The organism is Paraburkholderia sp. J94 (genome assembly GCF_905220285.1).
Taxonomy (GTDB): domain Bacteria; phylum Pseudomonadota; class Gammaproteobacteria; order Burkholderiales; family Burkholderiaceae; genus Paraburkholderia; species Paraburkholderia tropica_A.
The window spans coordinates 565,574-582,942 of the sequence record NZ_CAJMZH010000002.1 but is presented as its reverse complement, the minus strand read 5'-3'; the positions used below and the strand labels follow the sequence as shown (position 1 = coordinate 582,942).

Here is a 17,369-nt window from a genome sequence, read left to right as displayed (position 1 = left end):
CGGACATCCACTTTCAGGAGCAACGTCACATGGCCATGCCAACCATCAAGCAGGTGCGCGCGTTCACGGTTCGCGGCGGCGGCGCCGACTATCACGATCAGGCCGACGGCCACTGGATCGACGACCATATTTCCACGCCGATGGCGCGCTATCCCGAGTATCGGCAAAGCCGCCGCTCGTTCGGCATCGACGTGCTCGGCACGCTCGTGGTCGAAGTGGAAGCGAGCGACGGCACCGTGGGTTTCGCGGTGACGACGGGTGGCGAGATCGGCGCCTTTATCGTCGAGAAACACCTCGCGCGCTTTCTCGAAGGCCAGCGCGTGACCGACATCGAAAAGATGTGGGATCAGATGTATTACGCGACGCTCTATTACGGCCGCAAGGGCGTCGTGCTCAATACGATTTCGGGCGTCGACCTCGCGCTGTGGGACTTGCTCGGCAAACTGCGCCAGGAACCGGTTTATCAATTGCTCGGCGGCCCGGTGCGCGACGAACTCGTGTTCTATGCGACCGGCGCGCGTCCCGATCTCGCGAAGGAAATGGGCTTTATCGGCGGCAAGCTGCCTTTGCAGCACGGACCGGCCGAAGGTGAGGAAGGCCTCAGAAAGAATATCGAAACGCTGGCGACGATGCGCGAGCGAGTCGGCGACGATTTTTGGCTTATGTACGATTGCTGGATGAGTCTGGACGTGCGTTACGCCACGCGTCTCGCGCAGGCCGCGCAGGAATACAAGCTCAAGTGGCTCGAAGAATGCCTGCCGCCCGACGATTACTGGGGCTACGCCGAACTGCGCAAGAACGTGCCGCGCGGCATGCTCGTGACCACGGGCGAGCACGAAGCCACGCGCTGGGGTTTCCGCATGCTGCTCGAAATGGGCTGTTGCGACATCATTCAGCCCGACGTGAACTGGTGTGGCGGCATGACGGAACTCATCAAGATTTCCGCGCTCGCCGATGCGCATAACGTGATGGTCGTGCCGCATGGTTCGTCCGTCTACAGCTATCACTTCGTGGTGACGCGTCACAACTCGCCGTTCGCCGAATTCCTGATGATGGCGCCGAAGGCCGACGAAGTGGTGCCGATGTTCACGCCGCTGCTGCTCGACGAACCGGTGCCGGAGCGCGGCCGCCTGAAAGTGCCGGAAACGCCGGGTTTCGGCGTGCGTCTGAATCCCGATTGCAAGCTCACGCGGCCGTACTCGCATTAATAAACGCATTCAAGCGTCATTCAAGCGCGCTCGCTCGACACAACGAAAGGAGATTGCATCGTGCTGCTCAAGGACAAGGTGGTGATCGTCACCGGCGGTTCGCGCGGCATCGGACGCGCCATTGCGCTCGCCAGCGCGCGCGAGGGCGCCGACGTCGCGATCAATTACTGGGGCGATAACGACGCCACATATGGACGGCGCTCGGCGATTTCGGAAGTGCTCGACGAGATCGAGCGTCTGGGACGCCGTGCGATTGCCGTGGAAGGCAACGTGGCCGCGCCGCAAACGGGCGTCGATCTCGTGCGTCAGACGGTGGAGCATTTCGGCAAGGTCGACGTGCTCGCGAGCAACGCGGGCGTGTGTCCGTTTCATTCGTTTCTGGACATGCCGCCCGCCGTGCTCGAACGCACCATCGGCGTGAATCTGAATGGCGCGTTCTATGTCACGCAGGCCGTGGCGCGGCAAATGAAGGAGCAGGGCACGGGCGGCGCGATCGTGGCGACGAGTTCGATCAGCGCGCTCGTCGGCGGCGGTATGCAGACGCACTACACGCCCACGAAAGCGGGCGTGCATTCGCTGATGCAGTCGTGCGCGATTGCGCTTGGACCGTACGGCATCCGCTGCAACTCGGTGATGCCGGGCACGATCGCCACCGACCTGAACGCAGAAGATCTCGCCGACGAATCGAAGCGTGCGTACTTCGAAAAACGCATTCCGCTGGGCCGCCTGGGCGCGCCCGACGATGTTGCCGAATGCGTGGTGTTTCTGGCTTCGGATCGCGCGCGCTATGTCACCGGCGCGTCGCTGCTGGTAGACGGCGGCCTGTTCGTGAATCTTCAGTAATCCAGATGAATCACTGGAATCACGATTGGCCTTGGACGATGGCGGACTTCGCGGCTTTCGCGGCTTTCGCGGATCGGGCCGGTTGCTGGGCTTTCGTATCGTGAGCCTGATCGTCGACCTTGAACGGCTGCGAGAAACGGCGCAGCAGCCCGACGAAATGCTCGGCCGGTTCCGCGAGCGCTTCGTTCTTGCGCGTGAGCACGCCGTAGCCGGGCAGGCTCTTGCCGATTTCGAGCGGCAGCACCACGAGCAGCTTGCCGCGCACGTGATCGCGCACGACCGATTCGGGCAGCATGGCCACGGCGTCGAAACTTTCGAGCAGTTGCAGCGTGGCGAAAATCGAGGCCGATTCGGTGAGATTCATCGGCGTGGCGAGCCCGGCGCGCGCGAGTTCGCCTTCGAACAATTCGCGCGCGGGACTCGTGATAGGTTGCGCGACCCACGGCCAGTCCATCAGTTCGGCGAGCGTGATCTGTTCGTGCCGCGCGAGCGGATGACGCGCACGCACGACGAGCACGAGCGTTTCGCGCGCCAGCGGCTCGAAGCTGAAATCGTTGTGCTGCAACGGCGTGGTGAGACGGCCGAGCGCGAGATCGACGTCGCGGCGATGCAGCAGCTGCACGACCTGGTCGCTGGTTTCGCCGAGGATGCGCACGTGCAGCAGCGGCCGCTCGGTCTTGAGCATGGCAACAGCATGTGCGAGCAGATCGGGCGCGGCGCCCATGATGGCGCCCACGGTCAACTGGCCGTGTCCGCCGCGCCGCTTGACGTCGAGATCTTCGGCGAAACGCGTGAGGTCGGACAGCGCGCGGCGCGCATAGGCGAGCGTGACGACGCCGAGCGCCGTGGGCTGCATGCCGCGTGCATTGCGCTCGAAAAGGCGGAAACCAAAGGCCTCTTCGATGTCGCTGAGCATGCGGCTCGCGCTAGGCTGCGCCACGTTGATGACGTCGGCGGCCTGATGCACGTTGCGCGCGTCGTCGAGCGCAACGAGCAAGGCGAGGTGCTTGAACTTGAGACGATTGACGAGCGAGACGACGGCGGTCTGATGGTTCATGGGTCCTGCGATCCGGTTTATGTATCGCCCGATCCCAACATCGGATTGGTTGGCTATCGATGGGCGAATTATAGTCGTTCGACTCGCTGCAAAAGCACGCAATCGATGCGGGCCAGGGCAAACGCCAGGACGCACCAAAAATAAGCAGCGCCGCCGCCAAAACAGTCATTGAATAGCGGCGCAATAGCGGATCAGCGCAATGAAGCTGGACGGAGACACGATCATGGAAACACTGGCGTTTCGCATGCAGCTCGATCCCGGCAAGCGGGACGAATACGAGCGGCGTCACCGCGAAATCTGGCCTGAACTCGCGCAGTCGCTGCGCGACGCGGGTGTAAGCGATTACTGGATTTTTCTCGACGAAAGCACGCATGCGCTGTTTGCCGTGCTCAAACGGCCCGCCGATCACGGCATGGACCGTTTGCCCGAAACCGAAGTGATGCGCAAATGGTGGGATTACATGGCCGACATCATGCAGACGGGCGAGGGCAATGTGCCGGTAACCCATCCGCTCGTGCCGGTGTTTCATCTGCCTTGAAATGGCGCGAAGCGGTGGACTGTCTTACGCCGCCTTACCCGTTGAACCGGTTTTCACGCTGCCGTCATGATTCGCCCTGAGGAGCATGCCATGCAGGTCGTCGATCCGCACGTCCACTTCTGGGACCTCGACACGCATCATTATCCGTGGCTCGCGAAGCCCGCCACGTCGTTCGTCTGCGATGCGCGCGAACTCAAGCATAACTATTTGCCCGCCGATCTCGTGCGCGAGGCCGGCGATATCCATGTGCTCAAGGTGGTGCACGTGGAAGCGAATCACGATCCCGCCGATCCGGTGGAGGAAACGCGCTGGCTCGAATCGCTCGCGGAGGCCGATGGCAATCCCGCGCGCGGTTTGCCGAATGCCATCGTGGCCGCCTGCGATCTGAGCGCGGCCAACGCGCCGGACATTCTCGCGCAGCACGCGGCGTTCAAACGCGTGCGCGGCATTCGCCAGATTCTCAACGTGCACACGAATTCGCTGTATGACTACGTGGGCCGCCACTATATGCGCGAAACGCTGTGGCGCGAGCACTTTGCTTTACTTGAGCAGCACGATTTCTCATTCGATCTGCAACTGTATCCCGCGCAAATGGAAGAGGCCGCCGCGCTCGCGCGCGCGCATCCGGGCATTGCGCTCGTCGTCAATCATTGCGGCATGTTCGTCGATCGCAGCAGCGTGGCGGGCTGGCGCGCGTGGCGCGAAGGGCTGCGGCTGCTCGCGGCCTGCCCGAACGTGTCGGTGAAGATCAGCGGGCTGGCGATGTTCGATCACACGTGGAGCGTGGAAAGTCTGCGGCCGTATGTGCTCGAAGCCATCGACGCATTCGGTGTGGAGCGCGCGATGTTCGCGTCGAATTTCCCGGTCGATCGTCTGTTCGGCAGTTACGCCGACTTGTGGCACGCCTATGCCGCGATCGTGAGCGACGCCAGCGAGCGCGACAGACACGCGCTCTTTTGCGGCAACGCCGAACGCATTTATCGCATCTAGAGAATCCGCGCTCGCGCACGAAAACAAGCACGAGCCGCTAATCAGGAGACATGCGTGGAATCGAAAACCCAGGCCGCAGACGTACCGCGTCTCGAACTGCGCGGCGCGAGCAAGTCGTTTGGGCGCGTGCGCGCGCTCGTGGACGGCTCGCTCGTGCTCAAGGCGGGCGAGGTGCATGCGCTGCTCGGCGAAAACGGCGCGGGCAAGTCGACGCTCGTGAAGATACTCGCGGGCGTGCATCGTCCCGATAGCGGCGAATTGTTCGTCGATGGCGAGGCGCGCGAGTTCACCTCGCCCGCTCAGGCGCGCGACATGGGTATCGCGGTCATTTATCAGGAGCCCACACTGTTTTTCGATCTGTCGATCGCCGAAAACATTTACATGGGCCGTCAGCCCGTGGACAAGGTGGGGCGTATCGACTACGACACCATGCATCGCGAAGTGGCGGCGCTGCTCGCGTCGCTCGGTGTCGACCTCAGGGCCGAGCGCCTCGTGCGCGGCTTGTCGATTGCGGATCAGCAGGTGATCGAGATCGCGAAAGCGCTGTCGCTCAATGCTAACGTGCTGATCATGGACGAGCCCACGGCCGCGCTGTCGCTGCCCGAAGTGGAGCGGCTCTTTACCATCGCGCGCAAGCTGCGCGAACGCGGCGTGGCGATTCTGTTCATTACGCACCGGCTCGAAGAGGTGTTCGTGCTCACGCAGCACGTGACCATCATGCGCGACGGCGCCAAGGTGTTCGACGCGCCCACGGCCACGCTGAATACGCAGGACATCGTCGCGAAGATGGTGGGCCGCGATCTCGCGACCTTCTATCCGAAGGCCGACGTGAAGCCCGGCGAAGTGATGCTGCGCGTGCGCGGCCTCACGCGGCGCGGCGTTTTCAAGGACATCGCGTTCGACGTGCGCGCGGGCGAGATCGTCGCGCTTGCGGGACTCGTGGGCGCGGGCCGCAGCGAAGTGGCGCGCGCGATCTTCGGCATCGATCCGAGCGATGCGGGGCAAGTGCAGATCGCAGGCAAGCCGCTGAAGATGGGCAAGCCGGCGGCGGCCGTGCGGGCCGGGCTCGCGCTCGTGCCCGAGGACCGGCGGCAGCAGGGGCTCGCGCTCGAACTGAGCATCGCGCGCAATGCGTCGCTGACCGTACTCGGGCGTCTGGTGCGATTCGGCCTGATTTCAGCGGGACGCGAAGTGCAGCTCGCGGGGCAATGGGGCACGCGGCTGCGCCTCAAGGCGAGCGATCTGAATGCGCCCGTGGGGACGCTGTCGGGCGGCAACCAGCAGAAAGTGGTGCTCGGCAAGTGGCTCGCCACGGGGCCGAAAGTGCTGATCATCGACGAACCGACGCGCGGCATCGACGTGGGCGCGAAAGCGGAAGTCTATGGCGCGCTCGCCGAACTCGTGCGTGAAGGCATGGCCGTGCTGATGATTTCGAGCGAACTGCCGGAAGTGCTCGGCATGGCCGACCGCGTGCTGGTCATGCACGAAGGCCGCATCACCGCCGATATCGCGCGCGCCGACGCCAACGAGGAACGCATCATGAGCGCGGCGCTCGGTCAGACCAACATTCATCTGGGGCATGCAGCATGATGGGTCATTCCACTTCTCCTCATCCCTTGCACGGCGGCGAACCGCGCGCGCCGCGCAACGGGCCGGCCGCACTGATGCAGGCGCTCGCGAAAAGCCGCGAGACCACGCTGTTCGTCGTGCTGCTGCTGATCATCGGCGGCACGTCGCTCGCGAAGCCGCAGTTCCTCAATCTGCAGAATCTGCGCGACGTGCTGCTCAACGTCGCCATCGTCAGCCTGCTCACGGCGGGCATGACGATCGTGATCCTGATGCGCCATATCGATCTCTCGGTGGGGTCGACGGTGGGCGTGAGCGCGTATGCGGTCGGCAGTCTGTATGTGGCGTTTCCGCATATGCCGGTAATCGTCGCCTTGCTCGCGGGGCTGGCGATCGGCGTGGTGGCGGGCTCGATCAACGCGCTGCTGGTGGCGGTGGGGCGCGTGCCGTCGCTGGTCGCCACGCTGTCGACCCTGTATATATTTCGGGGTGCAGATTATGCGTGGGTGCATGGCGGACAGATCAACGCCACGAGCCTGCCCGATGCGTTCTCGCGTCTCGCTACAGGATCGCTGCTTGGCGTGCCGGTGCTCGCGCTGATCGCGATCGTGCTGCTTATCGCGCTCTCCGTGTATCTGAAGCAGTTCCGGCCCGGCCGCGAATACTATGCGATCGGCTCGAACCCGGAAGCCGCGCGGCTCGCGGGCATCAACGTCGAACGGCGCGTGGCCGTGGGTTTCATGATCAGCGGCGCGATTGCGGGACTCGCGGGCGCGCTGTGGCTCGCGCGTTTCGGCACTGTCGACGCGAGCACCGCGAAAGGCATCGAACTGCAAGTGGTGGCCGCCGCCGTGGTGGGCAGCGTGGCGATCACAGGCGGCGTGGGCACGATACTCGGCGCGACGCTCGGCGCGCTGGTGCTCGGCGTGATCAGTATCGCGCTCGTCGTGCTGCACGTCTCGCCATTCTGGGAGCAGGCCATTCAAGGCGCGCTGATCGTCGCGGCCATCGCCGCCGATACGCTGCTCGCCCGCTCCGTCGCCAAACGCATGATGAGGAAACGCGATCATGGCTAAGCCTGCTTCCAAACCGGATTCCGCATTGCTCACGCGCCGTCCGGGCCTGCCGCTCAGTTGGGAAACGCTGCTCGTGGTGATACTCGTGCTCTCGCTGCTCGCGGGGCGTTTGCTGTCGAACGTGTTTCTCACGGGTGCGAACCTGAGCAACGTGCTCGCGGATCTCACCGAAGTCGCACTCATGGCCTTGCCGATGACGCTCATCATCGTCGCGGCCGAAATCGATCTTTCGGTGGCGTCGGTGCTCGGTGCGTCGAGCGCGCTGCTCGGCGTGCTCTGGCACATGGGCATGCCGATGCCGCTCGCGATGGTGCTCGTGATCGTGGCCGGCGGCCTCGCCGGTCTTTTCAACGGCCTCGTGATCGTGAAGCTGAATCTGCCTTCGCTGGCCGTCACGATCGGCACGCTCGCGCTCTTTCGCGGTCTCGCCTATGTGCTGCTCGGCGATCAGGCGATTGCCGATTTTCCGCCCGCATACACGCTGTTCGGCATGAGCAACCTCGGCAGCACGTTCATTCCGCTGCCGTTCCTGATTGTCGTGGCGTGCGCGGTGATCTTCACGTTGCTGCTGCAAGCCACGGCGTTCGGACGCAGCCTCTACGCAATCGGCGCGAACAGCACGGCGGCTTCGTTTTCGGGCATCGACGTCGCGAAGGTCAAGATCCGCCTTTTCGTGTTGTCGGGCGTGATGAGCGCGCTCGCGGGCATCGTCTACACGCTGCGCTTCACGAGCGCGCGCGGCGACAACGGCGAGGGTTTCGAATTGTCGGTGATCGCGGCGGTGCTGTTCGGCGGCGTGAGTATTTTCGGCGGGCGCGGCTCGATGTATGGCGTGCTGCTTTCGCTGCTGATTGTCGGTGTCCTGAAGAATGCGCTGACGCTCGCCGACGTGTCCAGCGAAACGCTCACGATCGTGACGGGGGCGTTGCTGCTCGCCTCGGTGCTGATTCCGAATCTCGCGGCGCGCTGGCGCACGCTGCGCGACCGGCGCGCGCTCGCGCGGCAGGCTGCATGACGCGCCATTCACCAGGACCTCATTCGTAGTCGAAGTCGCAATCCAGTCATCAACGCAACACGAAGCCGCAATAACGAAGTCACAACGAAGTAGCATGCGCCCGAATCGCTTCGGGCATCCATCGAGGAGACACGTTCATGATGAAGCCAGTACGTCACATGTGCACGGCCCTGCTGTGCGCGACGCTTTTGGGCGCGGGATTGACCGCGCACGCCGCGGGCATCAAGGAAGGCTTGAAGATCGCCTTCGTGCCGAAGCAGATCAACAACCCGTACGAAGTGATCGCCGACAACGGCGGCATGGACGCCATCAAGGAGTTCAAGGGCGAAGGCAAGGTCGTCGGTCCTTCGGATGCGGGCGCGTCCTCGCAGGTCTCGTACATCAACACGCTGACCACGCAGCATCAGGACGCCATCGTGATCGCGGCCAACGACGCCAACGCGCTCGTGCCGTATCTGAAGCGTGCAATGGCGCAGGGCATCAAGGTCGTCACGTTCGATTCCGATACCGCGCCCGACGGCCGGCAGATCTTCGTGAATCAGGCCAACGCGGAAAGCATTGGCCGCGGCCAGATTCAACTCGTCGCCAAGCTGATGAACAACGAAGGCGAATTCGCGATTCTTTCGGCCACGCCGAATGCCACGAATCAGAATACGTGGATCAAGTGGATGCAGGAAGAATTGAAGAAGCCCGAATACGCGAAGATGAAGCTCGTGAAAATCGCTTACGGCAATGACGACGACCAGAAGTCGTTCGTCGAAACGCAAGGCCTGCTGCAAGCGTATCCGAACCTGAAGGCGATCGTCGCGCCGACGTCGGTGGGCATCGCGGCGGCCGCGCGTTATATCTCGTCGTCGTCGAGCAAAGGCAAGGTGGCGGTGACGGGTCTCGGCACGCCGAATCAGATGCGCGCGTTCGTGAAGAACGGCACCGTGAAGGCGTTCCAGCTTTGGGATCCGGGTGCGCTCGGCTATCTCGCGGCCTATGCGGCGGCGAATCTCGCGTCGGGCACGATCACCGGCAAGGAAGGCGACACGTTCGAGGCGGGCAAGCTCGGCAAGCGCACCGTCGGCAAGAGCGGCGAAGTGATTCTCGGGCCGCCGACCACGTTCGACGCGTCGAATATCGACAATTTCAATTTCTGAAATATCGATTGCATCGTGGCATTTCGGCATTGCGCGATTCAATGCGATTCGATGCAAGGCAACACGACCCGGCGATGCCGGGTCTTTTTTTGGCCCCTGAATATAGCCCCTGAATTTACCCCGATTCATGGCCCCGTTTATTGTTGTCATCGAGGCGTGGCATCGCGCTTTTGTCTGATTAAATCAAATCGAGGAAGAGTCTTTTTTCGTGCCTTCCCGTCCCTTCAGTTTGCGAATTCCTTGCCGATAGCATGACGTGGCGCTGGCCGCCGGGCGATTGACGCCCGGCGCGGCGCGCATGGCAACCGCAAGGAATAGACGATGAAGCTGACCCTGAAGATTCCGCTCGCGTTCGCGGCGGCGCTCCTGTTGATGTTCGCGGGGGCGTTCTACGGAATCTACTCGCTGAACCAGTCGCTGACCGTGTACGGCACGACGGTGCAGAGCAGCGTGGCGAACGAGCGCGCCGTGATGAACACGCTGCTCGCGTTCAAGGTGCAGGTTCAGGAATGGAAAGACACGCTGCTGCGCGGTAAGGATCCGGCGATGCTCGACAAGCATTGGTCCGCGTTTCAGGCGCGCGAGCGCGAAGTGGATACGCTCGCCGCGCAACTCAAGGCGAGTTTGCCCGCTGGCGAAAGCCGCGATCTGATCGATCAATTCGCGAGTGCGCACACGAAAATGGGCGAGGGCTATCGCAACGGTCTCGCGGCATTCAAGGCGGCGGGTTTCGATCCGACGGCCGGCGATCACGCGGTGGCCGGCGTGGACCGCGCGCCCGCCGCGCTGCTCGATCAGGCCGCGCGCAAGATCGCGGCGGACAGTGCGCAGATTTCCGCCGATGCAGCGGAAGAAGCGCGCCACGCGACGGCGATCAGCGCGGTGCTGATGGTGGCCGCGCTCATCATCTCGATGACCGGTAGCTGGTTGTTCAGCCGCACCGTGACGAAGCCGCTCTCGCGCGCGCTCGATTGCGCGAGCGCGGTGGCCGAAGGCAATCTCGCGTTCGAAGTGCAGGCAAGCGGACGCGATGAAACGGCGCTCCTGCTGCGCGCGCTGAAGGGCATGCAGCGCAGCCTCGTGGGCGTGGTGAGCCAGGTGCGCGGACATGCGGAAGGCGTGGCGTCGGCGAGCGGGCAGATCGCGGCGGGCAATCAGGGTCTGTCGTCGCGTACCGAAGAACAGGCCGCCTCGCTCGAAGAAACGGCCGCAAGCATGGAGCAGATCACGGCCACCGTGCGCCAGAACGCGGCGAACGCGAAACAGGCTGCGCTGCTGGCCAGCGACGCGGCGGGCACGGCGGTGCGCGGCAAGGATCTGATGGCCGAAGTGGTCGAGACCATGCGCGGCATTTCGACGAGTTCCGGCGAGATCGTCGACATCATCGCGGTCATCGACGGCATTGCGTTTCAAACCAATATTCTCGCGTTGAATGCGGCAGTCGAGGCCGCGCGCGCGGGCGAGGAAGGACGCGGCTTCGCGGTGGTCGCTTCGGAAGTGCGCACGCTCGCGCAGCGCAGCGGCGCGGCGGCGAAGGAAATCAAAAAGCTGATCGAGGCTTCGGCGCAGCGCATCGACGCGGGATCGTCGCTCGTGAACGACGCGGGCAGCGTGATCCAGGACATGGTGGCGGCCGTGCAGCGCGTGACGACCATCATCGACGAAATCGCGACCGCTTCGCAGGAGCAGAGCACCGGTATCGAGCAGGTGAATGTGGCGGTTACGCAAATGGACGAAGTCACGCAGCAGAATGCGGCGCTCGTGGAAGAGGCGTCGGCGGCCGCGCATGCCTTGGCCGAGCAGGCGGTGGAATTGCGCGAAGCGGTGGGCGTGTTCCGGCTCGCTTGATAGTCGATTCGCGATTCACGCGCGAGGCGAATAAAAAAAACGGCACGGCGATTCAATTCGCCGTGCCGTTTTTCTTTAAAGCGGACTCGCGGAGGAGCGGGCGCTTCAATCCCAATGGCGATGCTTGTTGCCGTGGTGACGCTTGCCGTGATAGCCGCGCGAGTAGTCGTCTGCGTATGAATTCGACCGCGAGATGTTGCCGCCGAGCGCCGAACCCGCGCCGCCGCCGAGCGCCGCGCCAACGAGGCCGCCGGTACGGCCGCCCATGGCGTTGCCGGCCGCCGTGCCCGCGCCGCCGCCGAGTGCGCCGCCAATGATGGCGCCCGTGCGTTCGCGACGGTTCGACGTCACTGCGCCGCCCGCGCCGCCGCCCACCGCGCCGCCGATCACGGCGCCCGTGCTGCCGCCGACCGCGCCGCCCAGCGCTGCGCCGGCCACGCCGCCGAGCGCGCCGCCCAGCGCATTGTTCATGTCGCCGGCCATTGCCGGAATCGAAGCCGTGGCAGCCAGCGCTGCAATCGCCATCATCGGGAAGAATTTCTTCATGAGTGAACTCATTGGTTTTAATCCGGCGCTGAGTATAACTTCCAATCTGAAAGGCTCCTGTAACGACGGCAAGGTTTGGGGGTAAGAGGTGTAACAAAATGATCGCAAACACCCGTGATTCCGCGAGAGCCCCTTACGCAAACTGAAATAAACGGCGGACGTTATTGGGGCGTTATGGTCCGGTAAATTTGCCCGCATGAACCCTTTTTGCGCGTTGCAACAGGCTTGCACGTGCTTTACGTGATAATTGCCGCTGTTTTGCTTTTTGCCCCTGATTGAATATGTCGACGCCTGAACGGAGCACATCCGGTTACGCCTGGTGGGGCGTGCTGGTATTGGCGCTGTCCGCATTTATTTTCAACACGACCGAATTCGTCCCGGTGGCGCTGCTCAGCGCGATTGGCGACAGCCTGCAAATGAAGGCGACCGACGTCGGCCTCATGCTGACGATCTACGCGTGGACGGTGGCGGTGGCGTCGCTGCCGCTGATGCTGCTGACGCGCAATATCGAGCGCCGCAAGTTATTGACCGGCGTATTCGGTTTGTTTATCGCCAGCCACATTTTGACCGGCGTGGCGTGGAGTTTTCCCGTGCTGGTCGTCGGCCGGATCGGTATTGCGTGTGCGCATGCGATTTTCTGGTCGATATCGGTGTCGCTGGTCGTGCGGCTCGCGCCGCCCGGCCAGAAAAGCCGCGCGCTCGGCATGCTCGGCATGGGCACGTCGATCGCCATGGTGGCGGGCATTCCGCTTGGCCGTGTGATCGGCGAAACGCTGGGCTGGCGCGAAACGTTTCTGGCGATCGCGGCGGCCGCCGGCGTCACGCTGCTGATGCTGCGTGTCGCGTTGCCGAAGCTCGAGAGCCATCAGACCGGGTCGTTCAAAAGCCTGCCCGTGCTGTTTAAAAAGCCGATGCTGGTATCGCTTTATCTGATTACCGTGCTCGTCGTATGCGCGCACTTCACGTCGTATACGTATATCGAGCCGTTTATTCACCACGTCGGCCAGGAAAGCAACGGCCGCATTACGTATTTGCTGATTCTGTTCGGCGCGGCCGGCATTCCCGCCGCTATTGGTTTCAATCGCCTGTTTCCGCAACGTCCCGAACAGTTCCTGCGCTCGGCCGTCTTTGCGATTTGCGTATGTCTGCTCGTGCTGTTTCCGTGTGCGCTCAATATCGTGACGCTGTCCGTACATACGGCGATCTGGGGCGGCGCGGTCGTGTGTTTCGGCCTGGCCATGCAGGCGTGGGTGCTGCGGCTCGCGCCCGATGCCGCCGATCTCGCGGTCTCGATCTATTCCGGTTTGTATAACGTGGGCATCGGCGCGGGCGCGCTGCTCGGCAATCATATTGCCAACGACTTCGGCATTGCGTGGCTCGGCACTTTCGGCGGCGTGGCGGGCGGACTCGGCGCGGCGATCTGTGCGCTGGCGTTGCGCCTGTATGGCAGCCATCATGCGCCTATCGATATGGACGCACACGCGCCGCATTAGCCTCATTAAAAGGGTGCCATGCACCCTTTTTCACCCGCTTCAATCGCGTCGCCAGGACCTTCCAGAACGATTCATGCGTGTGCTAACCTGTATATATATACAGTGCTCGGCGCAGGACTTCACACGCAATCATGGGACGAAATCATCGTCATTTCCCTCCGCTCACGGCAGCGGAGCTGGCCGATATTTACGACCAGCATCCGCTGCCCGTGGTCTTGCGGCTGCTTTGGGAGATTCATCGATTGCGCTCGACCATTAGCCGCGCGAATCAGGTCCGCATGATGATCGGTACGCGCGTGGGCACCGCCAATACGCCCGCGGGCATCTGGGAGCGCTTCGAGCAGGAACTCGACGCCGAGCCTTGCCTGAACGATCCGCTCACGCCGCGCCAGAAGGGGCTGCTGCACGAGGGCGAGCCGCAAGGGCGGCTACGGCGCAGGCGGCGCAATGGCGATTAGATAAGCGACTGAATGAGCGATCAGGTTCGCCGTGCCCAATTAGTGGACGAATGGGGCCGTGAATGTCGCCGTAGGGTTCGCCGAAATTTGGTTGTAAGTGCCAGTTGCTAGAGTCGTCGCTGATGTCGTGCCCCTCGTGGCTATCTGACAAGAGCGACCACTCATGAATAAAGCCCGCGCGTTCCGGCCCCTGCGTGTGTTCTGGCTGTTTCTGATTGTGTTTTTTAGCGCACCCGTTTGGGCGTTCCAGACGAAAATCGTCTCGATTCCGAGCGTCGCCATGCATCGCGCGTTCGACGCCACCGTGGTCCTGCCCGGCGATTACGGGCGCGGCAGCGGCACCACGCGCTATCCGGTGGTGTATGTGCTGCACGGTTCCGGCGGCAATTACGCGGACTGGACCTCGAATACGCAGATCGGCAAACTCGCTGACCGCTATCACGTGATTCTCGTGATGCCCGATGGCGGTCACGAAAGCTGGTATATCGACAGTCCGTTCGATCAGGCGAGCCAATACGAAACCTATATCGGCACCGAAGTCGTTTCGTGGATCGACACGCATTTCCGCACGATCGCCACGCGGCAGGCGCGTGCGATCACCGGCTTGAGCATGGGCGGATTCGGGGCGCTGCGTATCGCGCTCGACCGGCAGGAAACGTTTGGCGCCGCAGGCAGCATCAGCGGCGCAGTCGATCCGCGCAATTGCGAGGACGAACCGGGCATCGACCGCGTGTTCGGCAATCCCGCACGCCATGCGGACTTCTGGACCCGCAACGCCATCGTCGAAGACGCAAGCAGTTTCGAGCACGCGCATATCGCGCTCACGATCGATTGCGGCGTGAGCGACTTCTTCGTGCAATCGAATCGCACGCTGCATGAGAAGCTCATTGCATTGGGCGTGCCTCACGATTATGCGGAGCGGCCCGGCGGCCATACGTGGTCATACTGGTCGAATTCGATTCGTTACCAGGTGTTGTTCTTCTCCACCACGTTTCAGCAAAACGGCTGGCATCGGCCTGCGCATCTGGCTTGAAACGCGGTATTTAACGCATCCCTGACTTATCTGTTTGAACGGGCCCGCGAAGACGGGCCCGTTTCTATTTCTGCCCGCGCTTTTCTTCCTCGTTGATTTTTTGCTCCGTCGTGTTTATCCGGCTTCGTGCGGCACATCGCTTGCGCTCACGAAGGTGTTCGCGCGGCGCGCCTCGCGATGCACGTACACACCGGCAGGCGACGCGCCGCATATCGGCAAACGAATCGTTTTCAAGGAGAACGACGATGAGCAGACCGACGATCAAGGCAGTGACATGGGTTCTCGCAATGGCGCTTTCCGGCGCGGCATACGCAGCAGGCGGGATGGGAGGATCGGGCGGCGTGGGCGCGGGCGGCGGCACCGCGCAGGGCGCGGCAGGCATGGCGCCGAATAACGGCATGGGCGCGAACGGAAACGGCAGTACCGGCACGAACGGCGATACCAGCGGTTACGGCGCGCCGGGCAGCACGGGCGTAGGCGGCGGCATGGGCACCGGCACGGGCTCGACGCCGAACAAGTCGCCTTCGACCGCGCCGGGCTGGAACAACAACGGCGGCAACTCGCAATCGATGCCGCAGACCACGTCGCCGAACACGACGCAATGATTCGCGTGACGTGTCCTGCGTTGCGCCCTTTAACCTCGGGCATCCGGCTTGCTCAACTATTCGATGATGTGAGCCGATGCCTCAACGAGACAGTCGAAGGAGTGCGTGATGACGCGTGAACTGGAACATTGCAAGGTAGCGATCCTCGCCGTGGACGGTTTCGAGGAAGTCGAACTCACCGGGCCGCAACAGGCACTGATCGAAGCTGGCGCGCACGTCGACGTGATATCGAGCGAACCCGGCGAAATTCAGGGATTTCGGCATATCGACAAGGGCGCGCGCGTGAAGGTCGATCGTACGTTCGCGCAGGCGAAGCCCGACGATTACGACGCGGTGGTGCTGCCCGGCGGCGTGATCAACGGCGACGCGATTCGTCTGATCCCCGAGGCACAGGCGTTCGTGAAGTCGGCGAATGCCGCCCACAAACCCATCGCGGCGATCTGCCATGGCGGTTGGCTGCCGGTGTCGGCGGGCATCGTGAAAGGGCGCACCATGACGAGCTGGCCTTCGCTGCAAGACGATATTCGCAACGCGGGCGGCACATGGGTCGATCAGCGCGTGGTGCGCGACGGCAATTTCGTCACGAGCCGCAAGCCTGACGATTTGCCGGCCTTCAACGCGGAATTGATCGCTTGCCTGACGGCTGCGCCAAAAAGCGGGCACGCGCCGCGTCAGTCGTCTACGGCGCATCGTTGGCCAAAATCGATAAGGATTCCGATATGAACATCCACTACCGGAATGACGCGCCTGAATTCGACGGTGCGAATCTGTTGATGCATTTCATCGCCGAAGTGGACGGCGAACCTGTCGATTGCGCCATCAGCGCTGAAGCGCTCGAAGATCACTTTGGCGCGGAATCGGCGCTCGAAGGGCCGCTGCAGGAGGCGTTCGTGCGCGGTCGCGCACAGATTCGCAGCGTCTGTACCGAGTCCATCGAACAGACGGGCGGCGGCGTGGTGCTGCATAGCGGCCACTTCCGTATTCAAGGTTGATCGAGCAAGGAGAACGGCTATGTCTCTGATCGTTGCGAGCCGCTTCACGACGTTCAACGACGCCGAAGCGGCCATCGGCCAGCTTCACACGAACGGATTCATCGACGACGACGTGTCGCTCTTTTACGTGAATCCGGGCGGCCAGCACGCTCGCTTTCCCGTGGGCGGCGACCGCTTCGTCGATCCCCAGTCACGCTGGGCCTCGCTTGGCGCAGGAGCGGGAGCCGGCGTGGGCGCGCTTGCAGGCGTGGTCATCGCCATCGTGCTGTCGCTCCTCTTTTTACGTTCGTTGCTCGTGCTGGCGGTGGCGGCCGGCGTGGGCGCCTATGTGGGCACGCTCGCGGGCGCGCTGATGGAAACGCGCGGCGGCGGTCATGGCAAGGCGCCCGATATCGCTCACGACCCGGACGGCACGCCGCACGGCCGCGAATCGGGCGTGCTCGTGGCCGTGCATGTGAGTCCCGACACGCAGCGTCAGGCCGCCGAGGTATTGGGCGCGGCGGGCGGCGTGGAAGTGGAGCGAGCACACGGCCGTTGGCAACAAGGTAAATGGGCGGACTTCGATCCGACCCAAACCGTCGAGCCCGTGCAATCCGTGCCGCGCTAGGCACGCCTCGCGATTCATGTCGAATTCTTTTTTCGAAGACCGGAGGACGTCATGCTTCAATACGCAGTCATTTTCTTCATCATCGCGATCATTGCCGCCGTCTTCGGCTTTGGCGGCATTGCAGCGGGCGCGGCATCCATTGCCAAGATTCTGTTCTTTATCTTTATCGTGATCTTTCTCGTCACGTTGCTGGTTGGCGTTGTGCGGCGCTGAGGGTAAATGCGTCGACATCACGCTTTGCACGCGCGTGAAAATGAAAACGGCCCGCGGAATTCGCGGGCCGTTTCTTTATGTGTCACACCTTGTGCAGCGCGGCAATCGCGAGTTCGACATCTCCACGTCGCGAAAT

The 17,369-nt window shown here is 62.9% G+C and carries 19 protein-coding genes; 17 read left to right on the top strand and 2 right to left on the bottom strand.

The genetic code is table 11. From position 1 onward, the window contains the following. The first annotated feature begins 29 nt into the window (after positions 1-29). Both rhmD and U4Y88_RS05890 read left to right on the top strand, forming a co-directional pair. Complete coding sequence (gene rhmD, locus U4Y88_RS05895; protein ID WP_065065452.1) at positions 30-1,208, top strand: L-rhamnonate dehydratase; 1,179 nt, start codon at positions 30-32, stop codon at positions 1,206-1,208. A gap of 60 nt (positions 1,209-1,268) precedes the next feature. After that, positions 1,269-2,051 (top strand): SDR family NAD(P)-dependent oxidoreductase, encoded by a 783-nt coding sequence (locus U4Y88_RS05890; protein WP_224011614.1) that lies wholly within the window; start codon positions 1,269-1,271, stop codon positions 2,049-2,051. A 19-nt stretch (positions 2,052-2,070) separates the two neighbouring features. Here U4Y88_RS05890 and U4Y88_RS05885 read toward each other — a convergent pair whose 3' ends face one another. Then, positions 2,071-3,108, bottom strand: a complete 1,038-nt coding sequence (locus U4Y88_RS05885; protein WP_321782870.1) for a LysR family transcriptional regulator — start codon at positions 3,106-3,108, stop codon at positions 2,071-2,073. A 223-nt stretch (positions 3,109-3,331) separates the two neighbouring features. Between U4Y88_RS05885 and rhaM the strand changes: the two genes are divergently transcribed. The 7 genes from rhaM (at position 3,332) to U4Y88_RS05850 (ending at position 11,286) form a co-directional block, all read left to right on the top strand. Next, complete coding sequence (gene rhaM / locus U4Y88_RS05880) at positions 3,332-3,646, top strand: L-rhamnose mutarotase (RefSeq protein ID WP_321782982.1); 315 nt, start codon at positions 3,332-3,334, stop codon at positions 3,644-3,646. 90 nt (positions 3,647-3,736) lie between these two features. Then, the gene (locus U4Y88_RS05875) at positions 3,737-4,636 is read left to right on the top strand and encodes an amidohydrolase family protein (protein WP_321782869.1); all 900 of its coding nucleotides are present in this window, start codon (positions 3,737-3,739) and stop codon (positions 4,634-4,636) included. Positions 4,637-4,690: 54 nt separating this feature from the next. Further along, positions 4,691-6,226 carry a sugar ABC transporter ATP-binding protein gene (locus U4Y88_RS05870; protein WP_310631962.1) on the top strand — a complete coding sequence of 512 codons (1,536 nt, stop codon included), beginning with the start codon at positions 4,691-4,693 and terminating at the stop codon, positions 6,224-6,226. Continuing rightward, entirely contained in the window at positions 6,223-7,278 is a 1,056-nt protein-coding gene (locus U4Y88_RS05865; RefSeq protein WP_310631961.1) for an ABC transporter permease, read from the top strand. Before U4Y88_RS05870 ends, U4Y88_RS05865 begins: the two co-directional genes overlap by 4 nt. After that, positions 7,271-8,293 (top strand): ABC transporter permease, encoded by a 1,023-nt coding sequence (locus U4Y88_RS05860; RefSeq protein ID WP_224011609.1) that lies wholly within the window; start codon positions 7,271-7,273, stop codon positions 8,291-8,293. The genes U4Y88_RS05865 and U4Y88_RS05860 overlap by 8 nt, the downstream gene beginning before the upstream one ends. Positions 8,294-8,430: 137 nt before the next feature. Then, positions 8,431-9,438 (top strand): rhamnose ABC transporter substrate-binding protein, encoded by a 1,008-nt coding sequence (gene rhaS, locus U4Y88_RS05855; protein WP_310631959.1) that lies wholly within the window; start codon positions 8,431-8,433, stop codon positions 9,436-9,438. 321 nt (positions 9,439-9,759) lie between these two features. Further along, positions 9,760-11,286 (top strand): methyl-accepting chemotaxis protein, encoded by a 1,527-nt coding sequence (locus U4Y88_RS05850; RefSeq protein WP_224011607.1) that lies wholly within the window; start codon positions 9,760-9,762, stop codon positions 11,284-11,286. Positions 11,287-11,391: 105 nt separating this feature from the next. Here U4Y88_RS05850 and U4Y88_RS05845 read toward each other — a convergent pair whose 3' ends face one another. Then, positions 11,392-11,832 (bottom strand): hypothetical protein, encoded by a 441-nt coding sequence (locus tag U4Y88_RS05845; protein ID WP_110326782.1) that lies wholly within the window; start codon positions 11,830-11,832, stop codon positions 11,392-11,394. Between the two features lie 281 nt (positions 11,833-12,113). On the opposite strand from U4Y88_RS05845, the gene U4Y88_RS05840 reads away from it, so the two are divergent. From U4Y88_RS05840 to U4Y88_RS05805, 8 genes are all read left to right on the top strand, one after another. Further along, a complete protein-coding gene (locus U4Y88_RS05840) occupies positions 12,114-13,325 on the top strand; it encodes a sugar transporter (protein WP_321782867.1) in 1,212 nt (403 codons plus the stop codon). Positions 13,326-13,456: 131 nt separating this feature from the next. Next, positions 13,457-13,783, top strand: a complete 327-nt coding sequence (locus U4Y88_RS05835) for a hypothetical protein (RefSeq protein WP_224009694.1) — start codon at positions 13,457-13,459, stop codon at positions 13,781-13,783. A gap of 163 nt (positions 13,784-13,946) precedes the next feature. Further along, on the top strand, positions 13,947-14,816 hold the full coding sequence (locus U4Y88_RS05830; RefSeq protein WP_321782865.1) for an alpha/beta hydrolase family protein: 870 nt from the start codon (positions 13,947-13,949) through the stop codon (positions 14,814-14,816). Positions 14,817-15,061: 245 nt separating this feature from the next. Beyond that, a complete protein-coding gene (locus U4Y88_RS05825) occupies positions 15,062-15,421 on the top strand; it encodes a hypothetical protein (RefSeq protein ID WP_321782863.1) in 360 nt (119 codons plus the stop codon). 108 nt (positions 15,422-15,529) lie between these two features. Then, positions 15,530-16,144, top strand: a complete 615-nt coding sequence (locus U4Y88_RS05820) for a type 1 glutamine amidotransferase domain-containing protein (RefSeq protein WP_321782861.1) — start codon at positions 15,530-15,532, stop codon at positions 16,142-16,144. Further along, positions 16,141-16,413 carry a DUF1488 domain-containing protein gene (locus U4Y88_RS05815; protein WP_321782859.1) on the top strand — a complete coding sequence of 91 codons (273 nt, stop codon included), beginning with the start codon at positions 16,141-16,143 and terminating at the stop codon, positions 16,411-16,413. The genes U4Y88_RS05820 and U4Y88_RS05815 overlap by 4 nt, the downstream gene beginning before the upstream one ends. Before the next feature lie 19 nt (positions 16,414-16,432). Continuing rightward, positions 16,433-17,020: a hypothetical protein gene (locus tag U4Y88_RS05810; RefSeq protein WP_321782857.1), complete on the top strand. Its 588-nt coding sequence runs from the start codon at positions 16,433-16,435 to the stop codon at positions 17,018-17,020. A 51-nt stretch (positions 17,021-17,071) separates the two neighbouring features. Next, positions 17,072-17,233, top strand: coding sequence for a DUF1328 family protein (locus U4Y88_RS05805; protein WP_224009681.1), 162 nt, complete (start codon positions 17,072-17,074; stop codon positions 17,231-17,233). The last annotated feature ends 136 nt before the right edge of the window (positions 17,234-17,369 follow it).

Bases quoted from the DNA above. Each gene is read 5' to 3' on its own strand.
- U4Y88_RS05840 (WP_321782867.1), top strand. From the start codon at position 12,114: ATGTCGACGCCTGAACGGAGCACATCCGGTTACGCCTGGTGGGGCGTG.
- U4Y88_RS05810 (WP_321782857.1), top strand. From the start codon at position 16,433: ATGTCTCTGATCGTTGCGAGCCGCTTCACGACGTTCAACGACGCCGAA.
- U4Y88_RS05835 (WP_224009694.1), top strand. From the start codon at position 13,457: ATGGGACGAAATCATCGTCATTTCCCTCCGCTCACGGCAGCGGAGCTG.
- rhmD (WP_065065452.1), top strand. From the start codon at position 30: ATGGCCATGCCAACCATCAAGCAGGTGCGCGCGTTCACGGTTCGCGGC.
- U4Y88_RS05845 (WP_110326782.1), bottom strand. From the start codon at position 11,832: ATGAAGAAATTCTTCCCGATGATGGCGATTGCAGCGCTGGCTGCCACG.
- rhaM (WP_321782982.1), top strand. From the start codon at position 3,332: ATGGAAACACTGGCGTTTCGCATGCAGCTCGATCCCGGCAAGCGGGAC.
- U4Y88_RS05825 (WP_321782863.1), top strand. From the start codon at position 15,062: ATGAGCAGACCGACGATCAAGGCAGTGACATGGGTTCTCGCAATGGCG.
- U4Y88_RS05820 (WP_321782861.1), top strand. From the start codon at position 15,530: ATGACGCGTGAACTGGAACATTGCAAGGTAGCGATCCTCGCCGTGGAC.
- U4Y88_RS05865 (WP_310631961.1), top strand. From the start codon at position 6,223: ATGATGGGTCATTCCACTTCTCCTCATCCCTTGCACGGCGGCGAACCG.
- U4Y88_RS05805 (WP_224009681.1), top strand. From the start codon at position 17,072: ATGCTTCAATACGCAGTCATTTTCTTCATCATCGCGATCATTGCCGCC.
- rhaS (WP_310631959.1), top strand. From the start codon at position 8,431: ATGATGAAGCCAGTACGTCACATGTGCACGGCCCTGCTGTGCGCGACG.
- U4Y88_RS05815 (WP_321782859.1), top strand. From the start codon at position 16,141: ATGAACATCCACTACCGGAATGACGCGCCTGAATTCGACGGTGCGAAT.
- U4Y88_RS05830 (WP_321782865.1), top strand. From the start codon at position 13,947: ATGAATAAAGCCCGCGCGTTCCGGCCCCTGCGTGTGTTCTGGCTGTTT.
- U4Y88_RS05860 (WP_224011609.1), top strand. From the start codon at position 7,271: ATGGCTAAGCCTGCTTCCAAACCGGATTCCGCATTGCTCACGCGCCGT.
- U4Y88_RS05885 (WP_321782870.1), bottom strand. From the start codon at position 3,108: ATGAACCATCAGACCGCCGTCGTCTCGCTCGTCAATCGTCTCAAGTTC.
- U4Y88_RS05850 (WP_224011607.1), top strand. From the start codon at position 9,760: ATGAAGCTGACCCTGAAGATTCCGCTCGCGTTCGCGGCGGCGCTCCTG.
- U4Y88_RS05875 (WP_321782869.1), top strand. From the start codon at position 3,737: ATGCAGGTCGTCGATCCGCACGTCCACTTCTGGGACCTCGACACGCAT.